27 protein-coding genes are annotated in these 23,122 nt (G+C 33.6%); 14 read left to right on the top strand and 13 right to left on the bottom strand.

Features of this window, described 5'->3' with window-relative positions:
- Window positions 1-37: 37 nt before the first annotated feature.
- The 7 genes from Q1A60_RS01290 to Q1A60_RS01260 all read right to left on the bottom strand — a co-directional run bounded on the left by Q1A60_RS01290 (window position 38) and on the right by Q1A60_RS01260 (window position 8,221).
- Window positions 38-1,723 carry a hypothetical protein gene (locus Q1A60_RS01290; protein WP_299763183.1) on the bottom strand — a complete coding sequence of 562 codons (1,686 nt, stop codon included), beginning with the start codon at window positions 1,721-1,723 and terminating at the stop codon, window positions 38-40.
- Between the two features lie 11 nt (window positions 1,724-1,734).
- Complete coding sequence (locus Q1A60_RS01285; protein WP_299763181.1) at window positions 1,735-2,337, bottom strand: hypothetical protein; 603 nt, start codon at window positions 2,335-2,337, stop codon at window positions 1,735-1,737.
- The gene (locus Q1A60_RS01280) at window positions 2,321-2,869 is read right to left on the bottom strand and encodes a sigma-70 family RNA polymerase sigma factor (RefSeq protein WP_299763179.1); all 549 of its coding nucleotides are present in this window, start codon (window positions 2,867-2,869) and stop codon (window positions 2,321-2,323) included. Before Q1A60_RS01280 ends, Q1A60_RS01285 begins: the two co-directional genes overlap by 17 nt.
- A gap of 251 nt (window positions 2,870-3,120) precedes the next feature.
- Window positions 3,121-4,872: a 3-coathanger stack domain-containing protein gene (locus tag Q1A60_RS01275; RefSeq protein WP_299763177.1), complete on the bottom strand. Its 1,752-nt coding sequence runs from the start codon at window positions 4,870-4,872 to the stop codon at window positions 3,121-3,123.
- A 27-nt stretch (window positions 4,873-4,899) separates the two neighbouring features.
- Window positions 4,900-5,601, bottom strand: a complete 702-nt coding sequence (locus tag Q1A60_RS01270) for a hypothetical protein (protein ID WP_299763174.1) — start codon at window positions 5,599-5,601, stop codon at window positions 4,900-4,902.
- Between the two features lie 144 nt (window positions 5,602-5,745).
- Entirely contained in the window at window positions 5,746-7,518 is a 1,773-nt protein-coding gene (locus Q1A60_RS01265; RefSeq protein ID WP_299763172.1) for a M12 family metallo-peptidase, read from the bottom strand.
- A 4-nt stretch (window positions 7,519-7,522) separates the two neighbouring features.
- On the bottom strand, window positions 7,523-8,221 hold the full coding sequence (locus Q1A60_RS01260; RefSeq protein WP_299763170.1) for a hypothetical protein: 699 nt from the start codon (window positions 8,219-8,221) through the stop codon (window positions 7,523-7,525).
- A 100-nt stretch (window positions 8,222-8,321) separates the two neighbouring features.
- Here Q1A60_RS01260 and meaB point away from each other — a divergent pair, with 100 nt between their 5' ends.
- Window positions 8,322-9,374, top strand: coding sequence for a methylmalonyl Co-A mutase-associated GTPase MeaB (gene meaB, locus Q1A60_RS01255; protein WP_299763168.1), 1,053 nt, complete (start codon window positions 8,322-8,324; stop codon window positions 9,372-9,374).
- 159 nt (window positions 9,375-9,533) lie between these two features.
- Here meaB and Q1A60_RS01250 read toward each other — a convergent pair whose 3' ends face one another.
- Window positions 9,534-9,758: a hypothetical protein gene (locus Q1A60_RS01250; RefSeq protein ID WP_089374008.1), complete on the bottom strand. Its 225-nt coding sequence runs from the start codon at window positions 9,756-9,758 to the stop codon at window positions 9,534-9,536.
- Between the two features lie 377 nt (window positions 9,759-10,135).
- The gene (locus tag Q1A60_RS01245; protein WP_299763165.1) at window positions 10,136-10,363 is read right to left on the bottom strand and encodes a YgjV family protein; all 228 of its coding nucleotides are present in this window, start codon (window positions 10,361-10,363) and stop codon (window positions 10,136-10,138) included.
- A gap of 192 nt (window positions 10,364-10,555) precedes the next feature.
- On the opposite strand from Q1A60_RS01245, the gene Q1A60_RS01240 reads away from it, so the two are divergent.
- From Q1A60_RS01240 to Q1A60_RS01210, 7 genes are all read left to right on the top strand, one after another.
- Window positions 10,556-11,188: a Crp/Fnr family transcriptional regulator gene (locus Q1A60_RS01240; RefSeq protein WP_299763163.1), complete on the top strand. Its 633-nt coding sequence runs from the start codon at window positions 10,556-10,558 to the stop codon at window positions 11,186-11,188.
- A 71-nt stretch (window positions 11,189-11,259) separates the two neighbouring features.
- The gene (locus Q1A60_RS01235; RefSeq protein ID WP_299763161.1) at window positions 11,260-12,060 is read left to right on the top strand and encodes a sulfite exporter TauE/SafE family protein; all 801 of its coding nucleotides are present in this window, start codon (window positions 11,260-11,262) and stop codon (window positions 12,058-12,060) included.
- Between the two features lie 102 nt (window positions 12,061-12,162).
- Complete coding sequence (locus Q1A60_RS01230) at window positions 12,163-13,578, top strand: MBL fold metallo-hydrolase (RefSeq protein ID WP_299763159.1); 1,416 nt, start codon at window positions 12,163-12,165, stop codon at window positions 13,576-13,578.
- A 2-nt stretch (window positions 13,579-13,580) separates the two neighbouring features.
- Entirely contained in the window at window positions 13,581-13,949 is a 369-nt protein-coding gene (locus Q1A60_RS01225) for a rhodanese-like domain-containing protein (protein WP_299763157.1), read from the top strand.
- 17 nt (window positions 13,950-13,966) lie between these two features.
- A complete protein-coding gene (locus Q1A60_RS01220) occupies window positions 13,967-14,548 on the top strand; it encodes a methyltransferase domain-containing protein (RefSeq protein WP_299763155.1) in 582 nt (193 codons plus the stop codon).
- A 5-nt stretch (window positions 14,549-14,553) separates the two neighbouring features.
- On the top strand, window positions 14,554-14,919 hold the full coding sequence (locus Q1A60_RS01215; RefSeq protein WP_299763153.1) for a Crp/Fnr family transcriptional regulator: 366 nt from the start codon (window positions 14,554-14,556) through the stop codon (window positions 14,917-14,919).
- Window positions 14,920-15,033: 114 nt separating this feature from the next.
- Window positions 15,034-15,195 carry a helix-turn-helix domain-containing protein gene (locus tag Q1A60_RS01210; RefSeq protein WP_299763151.1) on the top strand — a complete coding sequence of 54 codons (162 nt, stop codon included), beginning with the start codon at window positions 15,034-15,036 and terminating at the stop codon, window positions 15,193-15,195.
- 2 nt (window positions 15,196-15,197) lie between these two features.
- On the opposite strand, the gene Q1A60_RS01205 is transcribed toward Q1A60_RS01210, so the two are convergent.
- Both Q1A60_RS01205 and Q1A60_RS01200 read right to left on the bottom strand, forming a co-directional pair.
- Window positions 15,198-16,076, bottom strand: coding sequence for a sterol desaturase family protein (locus Q1A60_RS01205; protein ID WP_299763781.1), 879 nt, complete (start codon window positions 16,074-16,076; stop codon window positions 15,198-15,200).
- A 12-nt stretch (window positions 16,077-16,088) separates the two neighbouring features.
- Window positions 16,089-16,580, bottom strand: a complete 492-nt coding sequence (locus Q1A60_RS01200) for a hypothetical protein (protein WP_299763149.1) — start codon at window positions 16,578-16,580, stop codon at window positions 16,089-16,091.
- Between the two features lie 275 nt (window positions 16,581-16,855).
- Here Q1A60_RS01200 and Q1A60_RS01195 point away from each other — a divergent pair, with 275 nt between their 5' ends.
- The 6 genes from Q1A60_RS01195 (at window position 16,856) to Q1A60_RS01170 (ending at window position 21,180) form a co-directional block, all read left to right on the top strand.
- Window positions 16,856-17,071: a DUF2892 domain-containing protein gene (locus tag Q1A60_RS01195; RefSeq protein WP_299763147.1), complete on the top strand. Its 216-nt coding sequence runs from the start codon at window positions 16,856-16,858 to the stop codon at window positions 17,069-17,071.
- Window positions 17,072-17,233: 162 nt separating this feature from the next.
- Window positions 17,234-17,692 carry an isoprenylcysteine carboxylmethyltransferase family protein gene (locus Q1A60_RS01190; protein ID WP_299763145.1) on the top strand — a complete coding sequence of 153 codons (459 nt, stop codon included), beginning with the start codon at window positions 17,234-17,236 and terminating at the stop codon, window positions 17,690-17,692.
- A gap of 85 nt (window positions 17,693-17,777) precedes the next feature.
- On the top strand, window positions 17,778-19,091 hold the full coding sequence (locus tag Q1A60_RS01185; RefSeq protein ID WP_299763143.1) for a cytochrome ubiquinol oxidase subunit I: 1,314 nt from the start codon (window positions 17,778-17,780) through the stop codon (window positions 19,089-19,091).
- On the top strand, window positions 19,088-20,110 hold the full coding sequence (locus Q1A60_RS01180) for a cytochrome d ubiquinol oxidase subunit II (RefSeq protein WP_299763141.1): 1,023 nt from the start codon (window positions 19,088-19,090) through the stop codon (window positions 20,108-20,110). Before Q1A60_RS01185 ends, Q1A60_RS01180 begins: the two co-directional genes overlap by 4 nt.
- Before the next feature lie 96 nt (window positions 20,111-20,206).
- On the top strand, window positions 20,207-20,770 hold the full coding sequence (locus tag Q1A60_RS01175; protein ID WP_299763139.1) for a YeeE/YedE thiosulfate transporter family protein: 564 nt from the start codon (window positions 20,207-20,209) through the stop codon (window positions 20,768-20,770).
- On the top strand, window positions 20,767-21,180 hold the full coding sequence (locus Q1A60_RS01170; RefSeq protein ID WP_299763137.1) for a DUF6691 family protein: 414 nt from the start codon (window positions 20,767-20,769) through the stop codon (window positions 21,178-21,180). The genes Q1A60_RS01175 and Q1A60_RS01170 overlap by 4 nt, the downstream gene beginning before the upstream one ends.
- Before the next feature lie 41 nt (window positions 21,181-21,221).
- On the opposite strand, the gene Q1A60_RS01165 is transcribed toward Q1A60_RS01170, so the two are convergent.
- Entirely contained in the window at window positions 21,222-21,926 is a 705-nt protein-coding gene (locus Q1A60_RS01165; protein WP_299763135.1) for a LytTR family DNA-binding domain-containing protein, read from the bottom strand.
- A complete protein-coding gene (locus tag Q1A60_RS01160) occupies window positions 21,926-22,918 on the bottom strand; it encodes a histidine kinase (protein ID WP_299763133.1) in 993 nt (330 codons plus the stop codon). Before Q1A60_RS01160 ends, Q1A60_RS01165 begins: the two co-directional genes overlap by 1 nt.
- Window positions 22,919-23,122: the final 204 nt, after the last annotated feature.

The following is a 23,122-nucleotide window of genomic DNA, read 5'->3' as shown; positions in this document are numbered from 1 at the left end:
AGGTTGTTGAGGTTTTTCTTATAAACTAGGTAGGTAATTATTTTAAGACAACATCACTATACTTTGCTGTAATCGTAATCACATTAGCGGTATTACGAGACTTATGAAAACCGTTTACCATAGACATTTTATTACTTTTTACAGTCTTCGTTTCTAACTGTCTTGGCACTAGAAATTCATTCAACTCTCCACTATAATTAAAATTAAATGCACTGTCTGGCAAATTAAGAACAAGATCGCTATTTTCAAGAACAATAGATAAGGAACCAAAATCATCTACTACATTAGAAATTGACAATTGACCAAAAGTGCCTGTAAGCAATCCTGCTCCAGATAATGTATTAATAACGACATTACTTGAGTTTGACGTTAGCGCTATGTCTTTTGCATTTGCAATCGTACATTCTTTAACATGACTTGTTTCTAAAGCACCTCCATTCCATATTCCAATAGAAACAGGACTGTATGAAACATTGATGGAGGTATCTCCTCCATCAATGTTTGTAGCCGCAAGACTACCATGTGATATCATAGCCTTCGGATTATATACCGCAGCCATTTTTACTTTACCATAACGTACATTAAGATCTAATTCTGCCTTTTTAGGCATTTTAATAATAATGACACGCTTTACATTTCGACCAGGCTTATCATCCGTATCATAGTTAAAGTGAATACCAGATTTTTTATCTCCATATTTATCCTCCCATTCATCTTCATTATCTTCTACCCATTTTTCTATCTTTTTACCAAAGTTTTCTCCCCACTTCTCCATGTCTTTTCCAAAATCTTCTCCCCATTTCTCCATGTCTTTTCCAAACTCTTCTCCCCAGTTTTCAAAAACTTTCTCTAGAGATTCTCCAAAGTTTTCTCCCCATTCTTCCATATCAACTTCAAAGTTATCTCCCCATTTCTCCATATCTTCTAACCAAGCATCTACTTCGCGTACACGGACATTAGTATCATACTTTCTATTCAGTTTATCTACATAGTCTTGCTTGTCTTTACGATACTCATTATCATTAAAATTCATATTCCCATCATCACTAAAAGGCCATCTCGGAATATCTTTAAGACTACGTAATGCTCCTCCTAAGAATCCGTCCCCAGAAAAATCATTTTCTTTCTCCCACTTTTCCATCGCTTTATCAAACTCAGGACCAAAACTATCTTCCATTTCCTTTTCATAACGCTTTAGGTATGCTCTTCCTTCTTTACGATATGCATCATGATCAAACCTAGTTTTTCCTAATTCTTCATAAAACTCTACAGGTAATGGTGTTCCTGTAAGACCTTCTAAAACAGGACCTACAACACCTTCCAGAACAGGCTCTACAATACTAAGTGTTCCTCCAACTAGTTCTTTTAAATCAATATTTAAATCTAGATCGTCTAAATCCTCTAAACGAATTACGGTATCATCTCCTCTATATCCGCTAGAACTACTTATACGTACACGATCACTATTTCCACTTACGGATAAATCCCAATCTCTTATAACTCTATCTGCATCTTCTCCTTCTACATAGGCTTCTACAGAAACTTCATTTTTATTCCATGTTTCAAAAATCACATCTGCATAACGAGTATCTACTTCTATTTCAACATCTTTATTCGTGTTGAAACGTTCTTTTAGTTTTTCCTTTTTGGCTTGTGCTAGCACATTTCCCGATAGCATCATAAAAACTGCTATAAGAAACCAATATATTTTTGTTGTGTTCATTTTAATATTTTTTAGATCGTTTGGATCGCATCTTGTTGAGATGCTTTTAATTCGGCTAACTTGCGTTTCAGTTTTGATAATAATTCTACGCGTAACTTTAAGTTATCTATCATCGCATTTACCATCTCTTCACTGATTCCGCTTTCTGAAATCTCTTTATTTAATCGTTGGTATTCTTCATCTAGTTCACTTAACTGTTTTAAGAAAGAATCGATAAGTTCTTTATTCTCATCGTTAATTTCTAGTCGTGTTAATTCTAGATTAATACTCGCTAAGTAATAATTTTCTACTTTTTTAAAGTCTGGAGAAATTTCACTTAACTGTATGGTTCTTTCTTTTTTCACTTCCTTAACGTCTGTTGACACTACTGAATTTCCTGGATCCGCTTTCGCGAAAGCGTACTTAGAAACACCCCATACAATACCCGTTGCTAGGATAAGCATTGCTGCTACTTTCATAAAAAAGAAAACTCCTTTTTTAGAACCACGAGTCTCTTCTTGTTGAGGTAATGCCTGTGCAAGACGGTCTTCAAAACGAGATTGATGCCCTTCTCTTAATTGCGTTACTTCGGTATCTTTTGCCTGCTTTAGCATTTTTCTAAGATCCTGTGCCATAGCTTTCTTTTTTTAATTGTGCTTGTAACTTTTTCTTACCGCGGTGCACCATGGTACGAGAAGCTACTTCTGTTATATTTAAAATTTCTGATATTTCCTGATGATCGTATCCTTCTACAAGGAATAGCATAAGCGGATAGCGATATTTTTCAGGTAATTCAGCGATTGTTTTCTTGACGTGTTCTACCGTGACTTCATCTCCTACATCCCAGTCTTCGGTATCTTCGTCTACTTTGCCTATCACTTCTTCATTAAGTGGGATAATGGTTGCTTTTTTTGCCTTAATCATATCGAGACTTTTATTAATCACAATACGTTTTAACCAGGCTCCAAAAGTAACATCACCGGTAAACTGATGTAACTTTGCAAAGGCATTTATAAATCCTTCATGCATCGCTTCTTCTGCTTCAAATGTGTTTTTCAAAAATCGGAAAGCCACGTGGTACATACCATCACAGTATTTATTGTACAGTTGCAACTGTGCTTTTCGATCGTTGCGTTTACATTGTTCTATTATATCAGTTGTAAGCAAAATGTCGTTTTTGGTTAGTGCATACACCTTTTAAAATGAGGTGCTTTTTATTTGCTATTCGATCTAAAGACGATACGAATTTTATGATGTTGCAAAAAAAATAAAAAAAGTTTGATTCAAATGTACTATCATGTCGTAATAACCTATAATATAGGCAATATATCTTATAATTAGAACATGCAAAAAACCCAGATTTTAAAATCTGGGTTTAACAAAAATGTATATTTAGTAGTCTATTTACTTAAAATAAATCACTTTTTAATCATTGTTTTCTTTAAAGTACTTCCATCTTTAAAGGTGATGACCATAAAGTAAATACCTGTCTTATAATCACTCACATCAAATACTCCTTTCCTAGAGTCTAAAAATGTATTTCTACGTTCTTTTAAAACACCGATCTGATTTGTAATCTCTATGCTTACCATATCTGTATCACTTTCAACATGAAGAATATCTTGTACCGGATTTGGATATAAAGAGACTACTTTCTCTAATGCATCAACATTTTCTACTTCCCTATTTGTAAAGCGATCTTTTGTCTCACTATCTCTGGTAGAAAAAGTACATTCTCCTATAGAAACACTTACCGTAGATCCGGGACGAGCATGAAAATTAGGTTCAAGTATTACCGTCTCTCCTGCTTTATACGTAGCTGAAGCGCCATTGTTTATTCTGCTACGAACATTCAATTGCGAAAAGGCTTGATTATTTTGTGATGTAGTCACTGTATTACTCACTGTAATCTCTTCTTGACAATTACAATCAAAGATACAAGGAGTATCTGATAATGCATTTTCAAATACTGCAATTCTATTATTTATAAGATTTACTGAATTTGAACTCCATTCAAGATTTGTATTACTACCTAGATTCTGATCCATAATTCGATTTACTGAAGGACTATTATGACCATTACCTATAAAGTTGTGACCAATTTCGTGGGTCTGTCTAATCGTATTTAAAGTAAGGTTACTTGAGTTTTCTAAAACATGCATTTGCCTACTACTATTAGGACAGTCTTCTACTAACCCAAACGGATAAGTACATCCGCCAGCATTTATAGGCCCCTGTACTAGATCTCTTCCTGTCCATAATGATGCAAAATCAAATTCATTATTAAAACCACTTGTAATCGTCCAGTTCCTAAAAGAATCTAATAAAGGAATACATTCTATAGTACTATCCCAAGGATCGCTTAAGGGACTCGTACTGAAATATTGCTCTACTAATTGAAAAATTACTGTTGCGTCAAATTCGTCATCAAACTTAGATCCCATCGCATTAATAACTGCAAAATTTTGATTAATAACATTTTGAACATTAGAACTATATTCTAAATACATTTGATAATCATTTGCAAGAGCTATTCTTGCAATTAAACAATCTGATGTACTGCTCTTATTTTCTAAGTTTATAGAGGATACGTTATACTCTTTTATACTTTCAAAAATGCATTTCTCTTTAGTATTAGGAATTACAGATGATCCTGTATATACTATGAATAAATTCTGTGAATTATTATTCTTTGTAAAATTTCCAAGAGGTTCTATATAGTAAACAAGATTATTTACTTCTACAAAACCACTAATAAAGTTTTCTGTTATCGTAAGTCGCACTTCATTTTTAGAACTCTCATATCCTTCATACGTGATGTTATTTGTTTTAGCTTGATAAGAACTTTCACCTGAGTTTCCAAAAGTAACTTTATAATCTTCACTTCTAATATCGTTTTCAAACAAAGAAATGTTCCAATTGTGTTTATCTCCTAGTTGTAAATTAAATTCTATATACTGCTTTGCATTTGTTTTATCGCCCATAAATGATACTAGTTCTTCAGTATCTATTTGATACACATCAAACGCTGTGAGCTTTTCTTTTACAGCACTATAATTTCTATTATTTTGTGGTATCCCGTCAATTTTTCTCACTTGTGCTTCTATAGTATTACTAGTAGCTATACATAGAAACAGCAACAAAAGTTTATAATTTATAAATTTCATCATATATATATTTAAATGATTATTTATAAATTATTTAAGCTTATTTTCTAATTCTTGAATTCTCTTCTCCTGCTCAATCGTATAGAGTGTTAACTCTTCTATTTTCTGTAATAATAAGTTTGTCATTTCTTTAAGATGCAATCCTTCTTCTTGGATCTCTTGTGCAGATGGAACACCTGGTAAATGATTATTCTCTTTAGTATATGCAGCTACTTCTTCTAGTGTTGGCATTACATAATCACTTTTTAAAGTAGATTCCCCTGTGTAGTATTTTTCAAATACATAATCTGCAGGAATATTTAAATCCACACGCACCTCTTTTGCATGAATATCTCCATTTACAGTTAACGTTGCATCTGGAAGTGCTGTACGTATTCCTACACGTAATGTATTTGTTGCTACTAAAATTCTTGTTGGAGTATTTGTAAACGTAGAAGAAACCCCAAGGCTAAACTGTCCTGAAGTAGGATCAAACCTAATAGCTCCTCCATATCTAGATGAATCTGTATCTAAACCTGTATCTGGATTAAATCGAAAACCTATTTGCTGTGTTCCTCCATTGTGAAAAAATATACCCGTTCCAACTTGAAGCTTAGCCTGAGGATTACTAGTTCCGATTCCTACATTTCCAAACCTATAGGTGTTTCCTGACGTACTTGTACTTCCTGCCCATTGTCCATAACTTAGTAAAGCAGTTAAAAGACACATTGATGTTAAAATAATTTTTTTCATAATATTAATTTTCAATTAGTTACTAATTCTTTTTTATTACCATGTATTGTTAGAATACACATTCTATTTCAGTAGTTATTAAATGAAAATCCAGGTTTTTACATCTGGATTTTCATTCAGCATATCTTAGGTTCAAAAAACCTACTACTTCTTAATCATTGTTTTATTCAAGGTACTCCCATCTTTAAAAGTGATGACTATAAAATAAATACCTGTTTTGTACCTACTCACATCAAACTCTCCTTTTCTAGGATCTATAAATGACTCTCTACGTTCTTTTAGAACACCAATTTGACTCATGATTTCTATCCCTATTATGTCTTCATCACTTTCAATATGGAGAATATCCTGTGCAGGGTTTGGAAATAGAGAGACTGTTTTAATTGTTTCATCTAGTACTTGAGATGAAGGAACTTCTACTTCAATATTACTCCTTGTATTCACCAAACAAGACTCTCTGTCAATGTAAGCTCTGAATTCTGACCCTGATTCGATAGTAATCCCTGGAGAAAGTATAACTTCTTCTGAAGCTCGTATCTCTCCAACACTTCCATTCCTATAGGTAATCGTACTGCCTGTAGTACTCACAGTATTTTTTCCTAAATGATTAGAAATGAAACCAGAGGGTATAATTTCATTATCTAAATTATTATTTACAGGAACTATCCTATAACCTCTGATAAATCTTCCTGTGTTATTGAGTCTTCTAGCATTATTTCTACTTGATGTGCCAATAGTAACGCCACTAACAGAAATATTAGGGTTAGAGAAATACTGAATTCTCGAAAATCCTGTTTGAAAAACTGCCATAATAGTACTTTCCGAAGAAGCATCAGATCTAAATCCTCTTGCAAAAGAGGGATTGGGTGAATTGTTATCATGAAATGCTCCCTGATTGTGTCCCAATTCGTGAGTAAACGTAGTTACATTAGTTCCAAAAACAAATGCATTTTGTCCCAATACAGAAAATCCTCGTGCAGCATTAGTCAAAAAAGGAGCGCCTTGTAAGCCATTTGCAAGACCAACAATAGTACCCATACCATCTGAACCGGGTGTATCTGTATTAGTCAAGAGCATGTTTAAATCGGTTTGATATCTCTCACGATACTCATGAACTATTTGCAACACCCCAGAACCATTTCGGAAATTTGTTAAATCTTGAAATATATTTCCATCTCCGCTAGATGTCGTAACTTCTTGATAATTTGTAGAAACTAAAACAGCTAATTCGACAGTAAGATCAATTCCACTTAAAATATAAGCCATATTTGCATAATCTATCCTCGTATTTATTCTATTACGTATTTCAAAATCAGTTCGGGCATTTCGTACACTTGGTGTTGTAGCAACCAGTAGTCTTAACGTACAATTTTCATCATCAAGACTTGGTAAAGGTGGTGGAATTGAAGGTACACGTTCTCGTGTTACTTCCCCTATGGTTCCACATTCATTATGTTCGTCATTATCTGCAACTTCATAAAGTATGTGCATTTTATTTTTTCCAGAAACTGGGGTTAATACATAGTTAAACCCATTGATTGAGAAGTAAGACACCACTGATCCATTTTTTATCCTAAAAAAGATGCCTTGCCCATTACTTGTTTTTCCAAACCACGTGAAATCGCCATTTCCGCCTCTAACATTTTGCTTTAGAAGACTGGCAGAAATAGTTGTGCCTTCAATTTGAAAAGAAATAGTACGTTTATTGAAAATATCTTCCTCTATATTAAAAACATAACTTCTATTAATATTAGTCGTCTTATCTTCACTAGTAGTAAAACGCGTCATCGCCTCTCTAGTTTCTTCATCTATTTCAAATTCAGAATTAGTTGAAGCTCTAAAAAAAGAATCTTGTGCTTTGCTTACATGAGAAATTAAAAACAAAACTATGAATAGTTGTATAGTATAACTTTTCATAATCTTATAGTTTAGCTTCCAATTCTTGAATTCTTTTCTCCTGCTCAATTGTATAGAGTGTTAACTCTTCTATTTTCTGTAATAACAAGTTTGTCATTTCTTTAAGATGCAATCCTTCTTCTTGGATCTCTTGTGCAGATGGAACACCTGGTAAATGATTATTCTCTTTAGTATAGGCAGCTACTTCTTCTAATGTTGGCATCACATAATCACTTTTTAAAGTAGATTCCCCTGTATAGTATTTTTCAAATACATAATCTGCAGGAATATTTAAATCCACACGCACCTCTTTTGCGTGAATATCACCGTTTACAGTTAACGTTGCATCAGGAAGTGCTGTACGTATTCCTACACGTAGTGTTCTGGTAGCAACTAAAATTCTTGATGGAGTATTTGTAAACGTAGAAGAAACCCCAAGGCTAAACTGTCCTGAAGTTGGATCAAACCTAATAGCTCCCCCATATCTAGATGAATCTGTATCTAAACCTGTATCTGGATTAAATCGAAAACCTATTTGCTGTGTTCCTCCATTGTGAAAAAATATACCCGTTCCAACTTGAAGCTTCGCTTGAGGGTTACTAGTTCCGATTCCTACATTTCCAAACCTATAGGTGTTTCCTGACGTACTTGTACTTCCTGCCCATTGTCCATAACTTAGTAAAGCTGTTAAAAGGCACATTGATGTTAAAATAATTTTTTTCATAATATTAATTTTTAAAAGTTTTTATACTCTTATGTTATGCCTTATCATATTTCTTACCCATTATTTTTTAAAACAGTAAAATTGTACCTTAGCTTTTCTTATGACAGTTAAGAAATCTGATATACACAGAAGTATCAATCCTGCCTTTACAAGAGGGAATAGACAAAAGGCAAAACCTGCTCTTGATATACCTCTTCTTGCTCAAAATATTATTGCTGGTAATCACACAGCGCTATCTAAAGGAATTACGTTAGTAGAAAGCACTGTCGCTACGCATCAAGACCAAGCACAATTGCTTATAGAGAAATGCCTAACACAGACCAACGAATCTATCCGTATAGGTATTACAGGTGTTCCTGGGGTTGGAAAAAGCACATTTATAGAGTCTTTTGGAAACTATCTTACAGGTTTAGGAAAAAAAGTAGCGGTCCTCGCAGTAGATCCTTCTAGTTCATTATCTCATGGAAGTATCCTAGGTGATAAAACGAGAATGGCAGAACTTTCTCAAGATAAAAATGCATTTATAAGACCTTCTGCCTCTGGAGATTCTTTAGGTGGTGTGGCACGTAAAACCCGAGAGGCTATTATTTTATGTGAAGCCGCAGGTTTTGACACCATTATTATAGAGACTGTGGGAGTAGGCCAAAGCGAAACTATGGTACACTCTATGGTAGATTTCTTTTTACTTTTAAAATTGGCAGGAGCTGGCGACGAACTACAAGGAATTAAAAGAGGAATTATTGAAATGGCAGATGCTATCGTCATTAATAAAGCTGATGGTAAAAATGAAAGAGCTGCAAAACTGGCTAAGACCGCTTTCGCGAAAGCGTTACACTTATACCCACCAAAAGATAGCAACTGGACGCCTAAAGTAAGTACCTGTAGTGCGCTAGAACACAAAGGAATTTCAGAAATATGGGAGCTCATTCTTTCTTATAAAGAACTCACACAAGAAAATGAGTATTTTACAACAAAACGCCATAAGCAAAACACCTACTGGTTATTACAAACTATTGAAAATAGCTTAAAAGAAAATTTCTATAGAGACGCTACAGTAAAAGAGCATTTACCTAAAGTATTAGCACAGCTATCTAAAAATACGATATCACCTTTTAGTGCAGCACAAGAATTATTATCTCTAAAGAAGAAATAGCATCCAAAAGGTTGCAAATTTCTTATAAATCGTAATACGTTTACGTCTTGCTTTTCTACAAGATTAATTCAATATGCTATATTGAGTTCGTTTTACAGACTTCTCAATGTAGAATTTCATTAAAAAACAAATGGCTCGCGATTGCGAGCCATTGTATATTTAAGCAGTATCTGGACGTCCTTTAAGACGCTTTTCTATCTTACGTTTTTTTTCTGTAAGCCTCTTCATCATATCCATCAGCTCCGGTTCTTTTGTTTCCTTATAAATTTCATTAATTGCTAAAATGAGTCGTTTCGCTTCTCTTGAAGCTACCACACGATCACTTGTCGACATATGACTCATTTTGGAATTTTCAAAAGCTTCCGCTTCAGTTAAAATATCCATACTTATTATTTGTTTATTCAATAGTTGTTTGAAAGTTTGTAAATGTAAATAAACAAAGTTTATTAGACAAAAAAGATCTATTGATTATGTTTATGTTAACATTTTGTTTATATACACTATTATACAATGATACATAAATTTATTATTAAGTAACTGTTTTTCAAATACTTATTTTCAAATAAGATAGTAATCAAATAGCTTCTTTTAATCATAAAAAAACTATTAATTTTCCTATTATAGTCAATAAATAGTGACTATAATCCATTTTTTGTTTAACAAAACATGGAGATTTAAAGAATTAATCACCTCAAATTATAAACAAAAATACATCAGAAAAATGGCTATATCTTACCTTTTGGAGTGCTTTTATTCCTTCTTTAAGACGGTTTCTTCATAAAAAGATAATATCCATTTACTATTAAAATGGCCACATTTGTAATAATAATTGGGATGCTTGTGAGTAAGATTCCATACGCTACAAAAAATGCACATCCAATTGAATTTACAATTCGGAGTTGTCTTATATCTTTTCTAAAAAAAGATAGTAATACAAATAAACTAGCTAAATACCCTACTACCTCTACTGAATTAAATGCTATCATCATATTATTTTGGACTTGCAAAGCTACACATCCTTTTATGATATAGAGCTATTCTTTTGATGATAGTTCTCCTATTATTTTACTTATGTAACTATTGTTACTGTATGAACATATAGATCATTTTACTTTTGTTTAAAACACATTAGATTTATTTTTAAAGGAAAATATGGTCCACAAAAACTGTAAATTCACAAGATGATTCAAGAACTAAAAAATAGTTACGGGCATCTTTTTGAAGCAACGCTTCTTGAAGAAATATCTAGAGTAGGTACTTTTAAAGAAATACCTGAAGGTTTTAAGATGATAGAAATAGGCCAATATGTAAAATCTATGCCTTTATTAATAAGTGGTGCTATTAAGATTTTAAGGGATGACTCAGATGGGGATGAATTATTATTATATTTTTTAGAAAAAGGAGATACTTGCGCAATGACATTGAGTTGTTGTCTTGGAGAAACAAAAAGTCAAATACGTGCTATTGCAGAAACCGATACGAAACTCATTATGGTTCCTATAGAAAAAATGGAAACCTGGACAGCAACCTATAAAAGCTGGAGGAATTTTGTTTTTGAAAGTTATCATACACGTCTCATGGAAATGCTAGAAACTATTGATAGTATTGCTTTTTTAAAAATGGATGAACGTTTACTAAAGTACCTTAAAGACAAATCTAAAGTAAATGATAGTAGCATAATTCATAGTACACATCAAGAAATTGCCTATGAACTTCATACATCACGAGTGGTCATCTCTAGACTTTTAAAAAACTTAGAGAATCAAGGTAAAATAGAATTACATAGAAACAGTATACATATAAAATCATTGTAAAAGCAAATTTCCTAAATCTGATTATGAAAACTATTAGTACATTTACAACAAACTACTCCTACTAATATTAAATGGATATCATCCAAATTTTTGGTTACATTGGTGCCTTATGCATAGGTATTATATTGGGTCTTATAGGAGGCGGAGGTTCTATATTAACGGTACCAATCTTAGTATACCTTCTCTATTTTAATCCTGTAATCGCTACCGCATACTCTCTTTTTGTGGTGGGTGTATCTGCACTGGTAGGCGCTATCCATAATATAAGAAAAGGACTCGTTGATTTTAGAACTGCTATTGTATTTGCTATTCCAGCATTACTAGCTGTATATACGACTAGAAAGTTTATTGTTCCTACTATTCCTGAAAGGCTATTTTCTATAGGAGATTATGTCGTTACTAAAGATGTTGGGATTATGACTTTTTTTGCTGTAATCATGCTATTAGCATCTATTTCAATGATCATTACAAAACGTGAAAAGCAACAAGAAGAGACCGCGATTCGTTATAATTATCCCATTATCTTTATAGAAGGTATTGCTGTAGGAGTACTCACAGGCATTGTAGGAGCTGGAGGAGGTTTTCTTATTATCCCTGCACTTGTATTACTAGCAAAGCTTCCTATGAAAAAAGCAGTAGCTACTTCCCTATTAATCATCGCCATAAAATCATTAATAGGATTTATAGGTGATATTGAAAACTTAACAATAGATTGGTCCTTTTTATTAAGTTTTACGAGTATTTCTATCGCAGGTATTTTTATTGGGATGTGGCTTACAAACTTTATAAACGGCAAGAAATTAAAAAAAGGATTTGGCTGGTTTGTCCTCATTATGGGAATTTATATCATCTTCAAAGAATTTACGAAGTAGTTTTGTAACTAATGTTACTGCATACCAATGGGAAGCGTACTAATTTTGCTTTCCTGCCTACCGGCAGGCAGGCGCGAAAGCGTACTCATAAACATATATATCATGAAAATCGAGCAAATCTACACAGGGTGTTTAGCCCAAGGAGCCTACTACATTGAAAGTAATGGAGAAGTAGCTATTATAGATCCCTTACGTGAAACACAACCTTATATTGAAAAAGCAAATAAAGCAAATGCAAAGATCAAATACATTTTTGAAACACACTTTCATGCCGATTTTGTGAGTGGTCATGTCACGCTGTCAAAACAAACAGGTGCTCCGATTGTTTATGGTCCAAATGCCAATCCTTCTTTTGATGCCATTATTGCTACAGACGGCCAAGAATTTCAACTAGGAGACATTACCATAATAGCACTTCACACACCAGGTCACACAATAGAAAGCACGACCTACCTTTTAAGGAATACCTCGGGAAAAGATCATGCTATTTTTAGCGGAGACACTTTATTTTTAGGAGATGTTGGACGTCCAGATCTTGCTCAAAAAGCGGCTTCCATGACACAAGAGCAACTTGCTGAAACGTTGTATGATAGTTTACGCACCAAGATTATGCCGCTTGCTGATGATGTTATTGTATACCCAGCACATGGAGCTGGTTCTGCCTGTGGAAAAAACTTAAGTAAAGAAACTGTAGGAACGATAGGTGGTCAAAAACAAAGTAATTATGCATTAAGGGCAGATATGACAAAAGCTGAGTTTGTCAAAGAAGTTACACATGGATTAACGCCTCCTCCTCAATACTTTCCGCTCAATGTAAAAATGAATAAAGAAGGATATGAAGATATAGAAACGGTTATCCAAAGAGGGTCGCATGCACTTTCTCCAAAAGAGTTTGAAACTGCCGCTAATGAAACTGGTGCCATACTATTAGATGTTCGTCATCAAAAAGACTTTGCAGCGGGCCATATTCCTCGTTCTATTTTTATAGGAATAGATGGAGGGTTTGCACCTTGGGTAGGCGCTTTGATAGGTGATGTAACGCAGCCTATATTATTAATCACTCCTGAAGGTAGAGAAGAAGAAACCATCACCCGATTATCTCGTGTAGGGTTTGATCACACTATAGGATATTTAAAAGGCGGATTTGATAGCTGGAAAAAAGCTGCTATGGAATACGATACTGTGACTTCTATCACAGCTACAGCATTCAAAAAGATTATAGAAGAAAAAGAGGTTCCTATAGTTGATGTACGTAAACAAGGAGAATACACATCAGAACATATTGAAAATGCACATCACACACCCTTGAGCTTTTTAAATGATTATTTAGATACATATCCTAATGATACTACCTTTTATGTACATTGTGCAGGAGGTTATCGCAGTATGATTGCCATCTCTATATTAAAAAGTAGAGGGATTCATAATAGTATTGATATTGCAGGTGGTTTTAAAGCTATTAAAGATGCTCAAATTCCTGTAACTTCGTATGTATGTCCAACAACTATAAAAAAATAACCATGAAAAACTTATTTTTCATACCCCTGTTTATACTATGCCTTTCTTGTAATGCGCAAAAAAGTAAAGACGCTCATATCATAGGTCTCCAAACACTAAAAACAGATGTGATTGGTAAAGATGTACAACTCGTAGATGTTAGATCCGAAAAAGAATACAGTCAAGGCCATATAGATGATGCAATTAATATTAATATTGCCGATAAGGCTACATTCTCAAAAGAAATTCAAAAACTGGATAAAACAAAACCTGTTTACATTTATTGTCATGCAGGCGTACGTAGTCATAGAGCTAGTAAACTGATGACTGAACTAGGATTTACAACTATTTATGATTTTAAAGGAGGTTGGAGTGCATGGAATAGACAATAAAACCGACAGTATCTACTATGGAACTTAATGAAGATTATTGGGAAAACAGATACCAAGAGAAAACTGCCCGTTGGGATTTAGGAAGAATTTCTACACCCATAAAAGAATATATAGATCAATTAGAGGATAAAGAATTAAAAATTGTAATTCCTGGAGGTGGCAATTCTCACGAAGCTGAATATCTATTTAACAATGGGTTCAAAAATGTATATGTCATTGATATTGCAACATCACCTTTGGAAAATATTCAACAGCGAATTCCTGACTTTCCAAAAGACCAATTGATTCAAGCTGATTTTTTTGAACTAGATATGACATTTGATCTTGTTATTGAGCAGACGTTCTTTTGCGCATTAACACCTAGTTTACGACCTGCGTATGTAAAAAAAATGCATAGCGTATTAGTCCCTAATGGGAAAATTGTAGGACTATTGTTTGATGCTCCTTTGTATGAAGACCATCCGCCTTTTGGTGGAAACAAAAAAGAATATCAGGCATTATTCAGTCCTTATTTTGATATTGAAATTATGGAACCTGCTACAAATTCTGTTACTAGTAGGGCAGAAAGAGAGTTATTTATAAAAATGTTTAAAAAGTAAAATCATTGATTGCAAAAGCATTAGATACATACTTTCCTAAACTAGCAACCATGCCAGAACTTAAGCAAGATATTATTGCAATAAGTAAGGTTGTTACACTCGAAGCTGGAACTGTTATTTTAAAACAAGGTGCATATGTTAAGCTCATCCCTTTACTTTTTTCTGGACTCGCAAAAGTATTTAAAGAAGACCAAGATGGTCATGAGGTACTTCTATACTATATCAAACCTGGTGAGAGTTGTGTGATGTCTGTTACTACCATGGTACGCAATGAAGCTAGTCAAGTAAAAGCAGTTATTGAAGAAGATGCACAGGTCGTTGTGATTCCTTCAGATAAAGCCATGGAAATTGCTAAAAAATATCCTAAATAGAATGAGTTTATTTATGATCTCTTTAATGTAAAGTTTGAAGAGTTACTTACGGTTATACAAATTCTTACTTTTTCAAATAAAGATATCAGATTACTAGAATACTTAAAAAAAGAAGTGGCTCTTAAAAGGAGTGCTATTTTACATACCACACATCAACAGATCGCTTATGAATTAGGATCATCAAGAGAAGTGATTTCTAGGTTACTCAAAAAGCTAGAAAATGAAGGGATGGTCAAATTAAAACAAGGTACTATAGAAATAGTATCATACGCCTAATATTACTTAGCTTCCTTATTCCGAAAACCATAGGTATTTTGTCCTATAAAATCTTTTGGAAAATTCTCATCTCCTTCAAAACCTAATGTAATTTGTCCACTATCTTCAGGGATATAGTTTGTTTTAAACAGGTAATCCCAAAGACTTAAACTAATCCCAAAATTGACTCCGTATTTTCCTTCTGGCAATACATATGCATGATGATACAAATGCATTACTGGATTATTGATAATATACTTTAAAGGTCCCCACGTAATCTTAATATTGGAATGATTAAAATGACCTATTACAATAGCTATAAAGTGAACAATATAGGCTTGCTCTGGCTCAAAGCCTCCTAAAATCATAATTCCAAAAGTCTTTAAAGGCTTGTAAAGTACATTCTCCATCCAGTGATATCGTAAATGCGCTGCAAAGCCCATCTCTTTCACACTATGATGTACTTTATGAAATTTCCATAGCAATGGAAACTTATGAAGTAATGTATGTGTAAACCATTGTACAAAGTCTAGTACTATAAAAAACACGAGTAACTGTAACCACATTGGCCAGCCTGATGGATCTATGACCGCTAGACTTTTCGCAGTGATAGAAATATCGCTAAATAATACTTCTAGTACTTTATAAAACCCACTAATTGCAATAGAGAAAATGAAGAAATTAAAGAACATATAAAATCCATCTAGCCAAAAGTCTTTTCTAAATATAGATTGTTCTTTTCGCCAAGGGAATACAATTTCCAATCCCCATATAACAACAGAAATTAGGATAAGTCCATAAAAGTAATTGGTATACCAAGGCACTTCAAACAGGATAGATTTCCACGTCCAATCTATCGTTCCTAAAAAAGCGTTTATAAATGCATCTACGTACTTCATCATCATTCTTTTGTTTTAAAAAGCACAACCATCTGGTTGTGGTGATTGGTTTGCTAATTCACTTGCAAAATCTTCTGAAATCAGAAATTCAGCAAATCCATTAGCAACAGACCCTTTATAGCCTTTTACACTATAGCCTGTCGTATTCATATGCACTCTGACAATAACTTCTTGATTTGCATTTATATTCATTGTACTTCCTGAACGTACAAAAGGTTGTTCATTTACATGACTATGCGCTAAAATCCTTCTATACATTAATGTTCCATCTTCAGAGACGATTTCCCACCAATTGGCATATTGATCACAACCTGTATCCGGACTTGAAACACCTACATTAAATGTATAGGTATCTCCTTCTCCTGAAACTACAACACTTACAACAGCTGCCTCTACTTCATTTTCTGGAGCTATAACTTCAGATGCTCCTGAACGATCATCTTGATTACAAGCACCCATATATAACATCGCAACTATGAATACAACCATTTTCATTCTTCCTAACATATAGTTTATTCCAAAAATACTAATAAGTAATTAGCTATTATGTAACAAAAGTCACCAATCATAGTATTATTATTCCCAACTAGTCGGAAAAACTCATGCATCATTTCTATCAAGTAACACATGTAACATATGTCACAGGAATTGATATCTCCATAGAATACATTTACACAATGAAGAAAGGAATCAAGTTACTACTTGTCTGTTTGATATGTTCAAGCATATTTGCAATAGCTTATTTCGTAATAGAAAACGTATAATATATAAACATATATCCTATGAAAAAGAATATGGGTGCTACAGATCGTGTTGTTCGAATTTTAATTGCTGCCGTAGTTGGAATACTTTACTGGCAAAATATAATCAGCGGTACATTAGCATATGTGCTTCTTGCTGCTTCTGCTATATTCCTCCTTACAAGTTTTATTAGTTTTTGTCCTCTGTATGCTTTAGTTGGATTGAAGACCACAAAAGAAACTCCTAAAGACAATTAATTAGGTCGAGAAACAATACATATAATTTATCTTAAAAGCTCGTGTTATTGACAACCGAGCTTTTAACCCGCTTTATGCATTAGGGATTCGTTATGAGGATTGAAAACTCAATACGCAATAGATTTTCTAATGCATAAAGCATGTTTATAGTATCTTGTCATTATGAAATTACAAACCGCTGATATTACTTTTGTGTTAATTCAATTCGTATTGTTTTTTCTATTCATTTTTGACATCTCTCAATTACAATTAGAACTTCCGTATATAGTTACACTCGTAGGATTGAGCATTGCTATCTTAGGAAGTGTCATTATTGGTATTGCGTTACTTCAACTCAATAAAAATCTATCTCCTTTCCCATCTCCAAAATCAGGTTCGCAACTTATTCAAAGTGGACTTTACAAATACATACGTCATCCTATTTACACAGGTATTTTATTTGTTTTTTCAGGATATAGCCTCTACACCTCATCAGGATATAAAGTATTGATTACACTCCTCCTTTACATTCTATTTGTTTTCAAATCTCGGTATGAAGAACAGCGGTTAACATACACCTTTAAGAACTATCTTCGCTATAAAAAAAGAACAGGTCGGTTTTTACCAAAAATAAACCGTTGATCGTTCTTTTTAGAACCTATAGGGTCCTATACAATCTTTTAGTGTATCGTATCTTTACTATGTTACATTTATAAGACGATATCGTATGGAAAATTTAGATGCTGCAAGACTTCAAATGGCGTTTACTCTTATCTTTCATATCGTATTTGCCTGCGTAGGTATGGTAATGCCTTTTTTTATGGTCGTCGCACATAAAAAATGGCTAAATACTCGAAATCAAATTTACTTAACACTTACAAAATCATGGCAAAAAGGTGTTGCTATTTTCTTTGTTACAGGAGCTGTTTCTGGCACTGCACTTTCCTTTGAATTGGGTCTTTTATGGCCTGAATTCATGAAACATGCAGGCCCTATCATTGGAATGCCTTTTTCACTAGAAGGCGCCGCCTTCTTTGTAGAAGCTATCGCGCTTGGATTTTATCTCTACGGATGGAATAAAATACCTGAAAAGTTTCACTGGTGGACAGGTGTAATTGTAGGTATTTCCGGAGTTGCTTCTGGGATTTTGGTGGTCTCTGCAAATGGATGGATGAACGCCCCGTCTGGTTTTGATTATATCAACGGAGAGTTTTTAAATATAGATCCTATAAAAGCATTATTTAATCCTGCTTGGTTTACACAAGCATTGCATATGACACTTGCTGCATTTACAGCTACAGGATTTGCTGTAGCTGGAATACATGCCTATCAGGTATTTAAAAAACGAAATGTAGCGCTTCATAAAAAGGCGTTTAAAATTGCCATTACATTTGGAGCTATTGCTGCTATTTTGCAGCCTATAAGTGGGGATCTATCTGCAAAAGACATTGCCGAAAGACAGCCTGTAAAACTTGCCGCGATGGAAGCGCATTTTGAGACGTCTAAAGGAGCGCCTTTATATATAGGAGGCATTGTAAATCAAGAAACACAAGAGGTTACTCATAAAATAGCTATTCCTAAGGCGTTGTCTTTTTTAGCTTTTGGAGATTTTGATGCTGAGGTAAAAGGACTCAATGACTTCCCAGAAGACGAACATCCCAATGTAGCCATTGTTCATTACGCTTTTCAGGTGATGATTGGTTTAGGAACGTTATTATTACTCGCAGGAGTATTGTTTTTTATTACGCTTTCGCGAAAGCGTACATGGCTTAACTCCCCAAAGTTTTGGTTATTATTTATCGTATTGGCGCCTATGGGATTTATAGCCTTAGAAGCTGGGTGGATAGTCACTGAGGTAGGAAGACAACCTTGGATTATTCATAATATCATGAAAACCAAAGATGCCGTTACACCTGTTCCGGGTATTGTATATAGCTTTTATATGTATGTGGCTTTATATAGTATGCTAACCATTGCAGTGACTTGGCTTATGGCTAGACAAATAAAAGCATTGAATAACCCAACATCTGTAGCAGTATGATTTATGTCGTTCTCTTTTTTCTAGCTTTTTCGTTAGTACTATATGTCCTTTTAGCTGGTGCCGATTTTGGCGCAGGCATTATCGAATTGTTTTCTTCTAAAAAGAATCAAGCAATTACTAAAAAAACAGTGTATAGAGTCATGGGACCTGTATGGGAAGCAAATCATATCTGGATCATTATTATGATTGTCATATTATGGGTGGCATTTCCTGTATATTATAACATTATAGTGATCTATTTACACATTCCGCTTACGCTTATGTTACTAGGTATTACATTACGAGGCGTTGCTTTTGTGTTTAGACATTATGATGCTTATAAAGACAAATCTCAAATCTTATATGACTGGATGTTTAAAATTTCCAGTTTAGTCACTCCTATCTTTTTAGGAATCACTTTTGGCGCTATGATTAGCGGTAAAATTATTCATACGACTACACCTATAGATTATAGCTTTAAGATCTTATATATAGACTCTTGGCTGCATATATTTTCAATACTAACCGGATTCTTTTTTGCTGCATTATGTGCTTTTTTATCGGCGGTATTACTTATTGGAGAAGCTTCTTATGGAGATAAAAAAATATATGTAAAAAAAGCAACTATTGCGACTATTGTTGTGGTTCTCTTTGGATTTATCACCATACTGTATGGGTATATTTCTGAAATACAGTTTGTGATTGATTTTGTATCTAATCTCTATGCAATGACAATTATTTTAATATCTGCTATCTTGCTTATCCCATTATGGTCTAGTATACGTAAAGGACGTAGAGTTCTTAGTCGATTATTTGCTGGCAGTCAAGTACTTCTTATTTTAATAGCGGCGCTTATACCACATTACCCAATGATTTTATTTACCACAGACGGAGGTATCAGTATTTTAGAAAATATCGCACCAGATAGTGTGATTAAGGTTTTAGGCATATCGCTTTTGATAGGCGGCTGTGTCATTTTGCCGGGTCTTTTTCATTTATTAAAGTCTTTTAAAATGATTAAAATTCTAGAGCGTCATTAAGAAACATAGATCGTATTCTTTTTATCTTTTCGCTATGTAACTTAGGTTACCAAGTATCATGATCAAAAGGTGTTTTTTTGTAAAAACACTTTATACATGAATTGGATATATGATCCTTGGCCTTGGTATATAGGAGGACCTATGATTGCTTTGATTTTGTTTTTACTCCTTATGGTTGGTAAAAACTTCGGAATGTCTTCTAACCTACGAACGTTTTGTACACTATGTGGTGCAGGCAATGCATCCTCTTTTTTTAAGTTTGATTGGAAAGCACACCGTTGGAATCTTATCGTTGTGATAGGTGCCGTCATAGGAGGCTATATAGGTGCACATTTGCTATCAAACAATGAAGTGGTAGCTATCCATCCTGATACAATTACGGATTTAAAAAACATGGGTTTTGAAAGCGCAGGAAGTAGTTACCTTCCTACAGAGCTATTTGACAATGCTATTTTCACAAACCCAAAAACACTTCTTTTACTGAGTATCGGAGGATTATTGGTGGGGTTTGGCGCTCGATATGCAGGAGGATGCACTTCAGGACATGCGATCTCTGGTTTAAGTAATTTACAACGCCCTTCCCTTATTGCTGTTATAGGTTTCTTTATAGGAGGACTTATCATGATTCATCTTCTTTTCCCTTTAGTATTTACACTATGAAAACATTCACTTACTTATGTATAGGCATCTTATTTGGAATTACCATGTACAAATCTGAAGCGGCTTCTTGGTTTCGAATCTATGAGATGTTTTCCTTTGATTCATTTCATATGTATGGGATTATAGGATCGGCGTTAGGTATTGGTATTACGATTACTTACCTCATAAAGCGTTTTAATATTTCATCATTTTATGGGGAGAAAATACAGATTCCTTCTAAAGAAAAAGGGTGGAAACGTTATTTAATTGGTGGAATTATTTTTGGATTAGGATGGGCATTAACAGGTGCTTGCCCAGGCCCTATGTTTACACTTATAGGAGCTGGCTTTACACCTATTTTGGTTGTTATTATTGCAGCTGTCTTAGGCACTTTTTTATATGGTTTACTTAAAGATAAATTACCACATTAAATGATTTAGATGTTGCTTTATACGCTTTCGCGAAAGCGTACTCAATAATGATATAATGTACTTACAGCATTTTTATACGTTTGTCCAATAGGAATCTTATGCTCTGCAATCGTTATCCTATTCCCTTCAATCAATGTTACTTTGTGTATAGCTATCATAAACGATTTATGTACGCGCATAAATTGATGCGTTGGAAGAACCTCCGTAAAAGAAGATAGTGTCTGGTGTGTTATAATAACCTGATCATCAAAATGAACTTTCACATAATTCCCATAAGCTTCTAGAAATAAAATATCTGTTATTTTTACTTGGATGTGCTTTTTTTCATCTTTTAAAAAAATATGAGAAGGGGTTTCTTCGCTCTTTGTCATATTCTTATCATAAGACACTTTTAACATTGATTCTGAAACTTTCTGAATAGCAGACAAGAACCGCTGAAAACTAAATGGTTTTAATAAATAATCTGAAATATTAAGATCATACCCTTCCAGGGCATATTCAGAATATGCCGATGTTACAATCGTTTTGGGATATGTCTTTAGCGTTTTTAAAAAATCAAATCCAGAAAGTTTTGGCATGTTAATATCTAGAAAGATCAAATCAACTTCATGCGTATGTAAATAGGTAATGGCTTCTAATGCATTATAACAGCTCTTCACAAAATGTAATTGAGGCAATTCTTTAGCATACTCAGTAATAATCTCGTGAGCAGCAATTTCATCATCTACTATGATATATCTAATCATTATTTAAAAAGTGTTACATACACTGAATATATTTCATTTTTATTAGAAATACATAATTCATGCGTATCAGGATATGACAAATGAAGTCGTTCTTTTAAATTTATCAAACCTATCCCTTCTTTCTTTTCTATAGTTTCTGGGTCAAAATTATTTTCGATTTTAAAACGAACAGTCATATCATCTTCAGTTAATGTAATATGTATAAACGCATCATGCGTCATTTTTTCTACCCCATGTTTAAATGCATTTTCTACAAGATTAATAAAAAGTAATGGCGCAATTCCATAAGAAGGATTTTTTACTGAATGCTCAAAATTAACACGTATATCTCTATGATACCGCGATGTTTGAAGTTCTATATAATTATTCAAATAACTGATTTCATCTTTTAGTTTTACCATATCATTTTGGCCTTTTTCTATTGTAAATCGCATGACATCAGAAAGTTTCAATACATATTCTTGAGCAATTTCTGGGTCTTTTTTTATTAAAGAATATAGATTATTCAATGTATTAAAAAAGAAATGAGGGTTCATTTGATTTTTCAATAAGGCTAGTTCTGCCGTCGATTTCTGATACTTTAGTTTCTGAATTCCTTTAAAATGCTCGTATAACGAAGAAAAAATAATATAAAAAATCAATAGTGCTAGAAGCGCACCAAATACATCCTTTATCCAAGCATTTCCATGAGCATCTATCCATATACTATCGCTCAACTCATGATTATGAATCTTTGACGTATAATCTAATGCTACGCTTAACAAGATAATTCCTATGGCATATACCATAAATCGTCTCCAGTTCCAATGGGTTTCCCCTTTCAACTTCCCAATTTTAAATAGGTATAAAAAAATGATATATGCCAGTGTACTTCCTATTAAAAGCGTAATAAAAATAGGCAACTCACTTTGCGCATTTGCAAAAACAACCCTTAAAATAAGAAGTATAGCAACGCCAATACCCGCAATAATCACTTGTTTTTTAAAATTCATAATTCAAATGTATTAAATATTGAAATTCAAAAATATACGTAGTTATGGGCGATCGCCTCATTTATTTGATCAACTGGTCATTTCCTATTATAAACAAATCGTACTACCTGATAACCCTATTGATCCTTTTAAAAGAAGGAATCATCCATAGAAACATAAGATTCATCAAAAAAAATATGTTATCGTTTTCACTCCCTATACGTT

This window comes from uncultured Dokdonia sp. (assembly GCF_947492535.1).
Lineage (GTDB): Bacteria > Bacteroidota > Bacteroidia > Flavobacteriales > Flavobacteriaceae > Dokdonia.
Note: the sequence above shows the minus strand (reverse complement) of the source record. Positions and strands in the feature narration are given on the sequence as shown.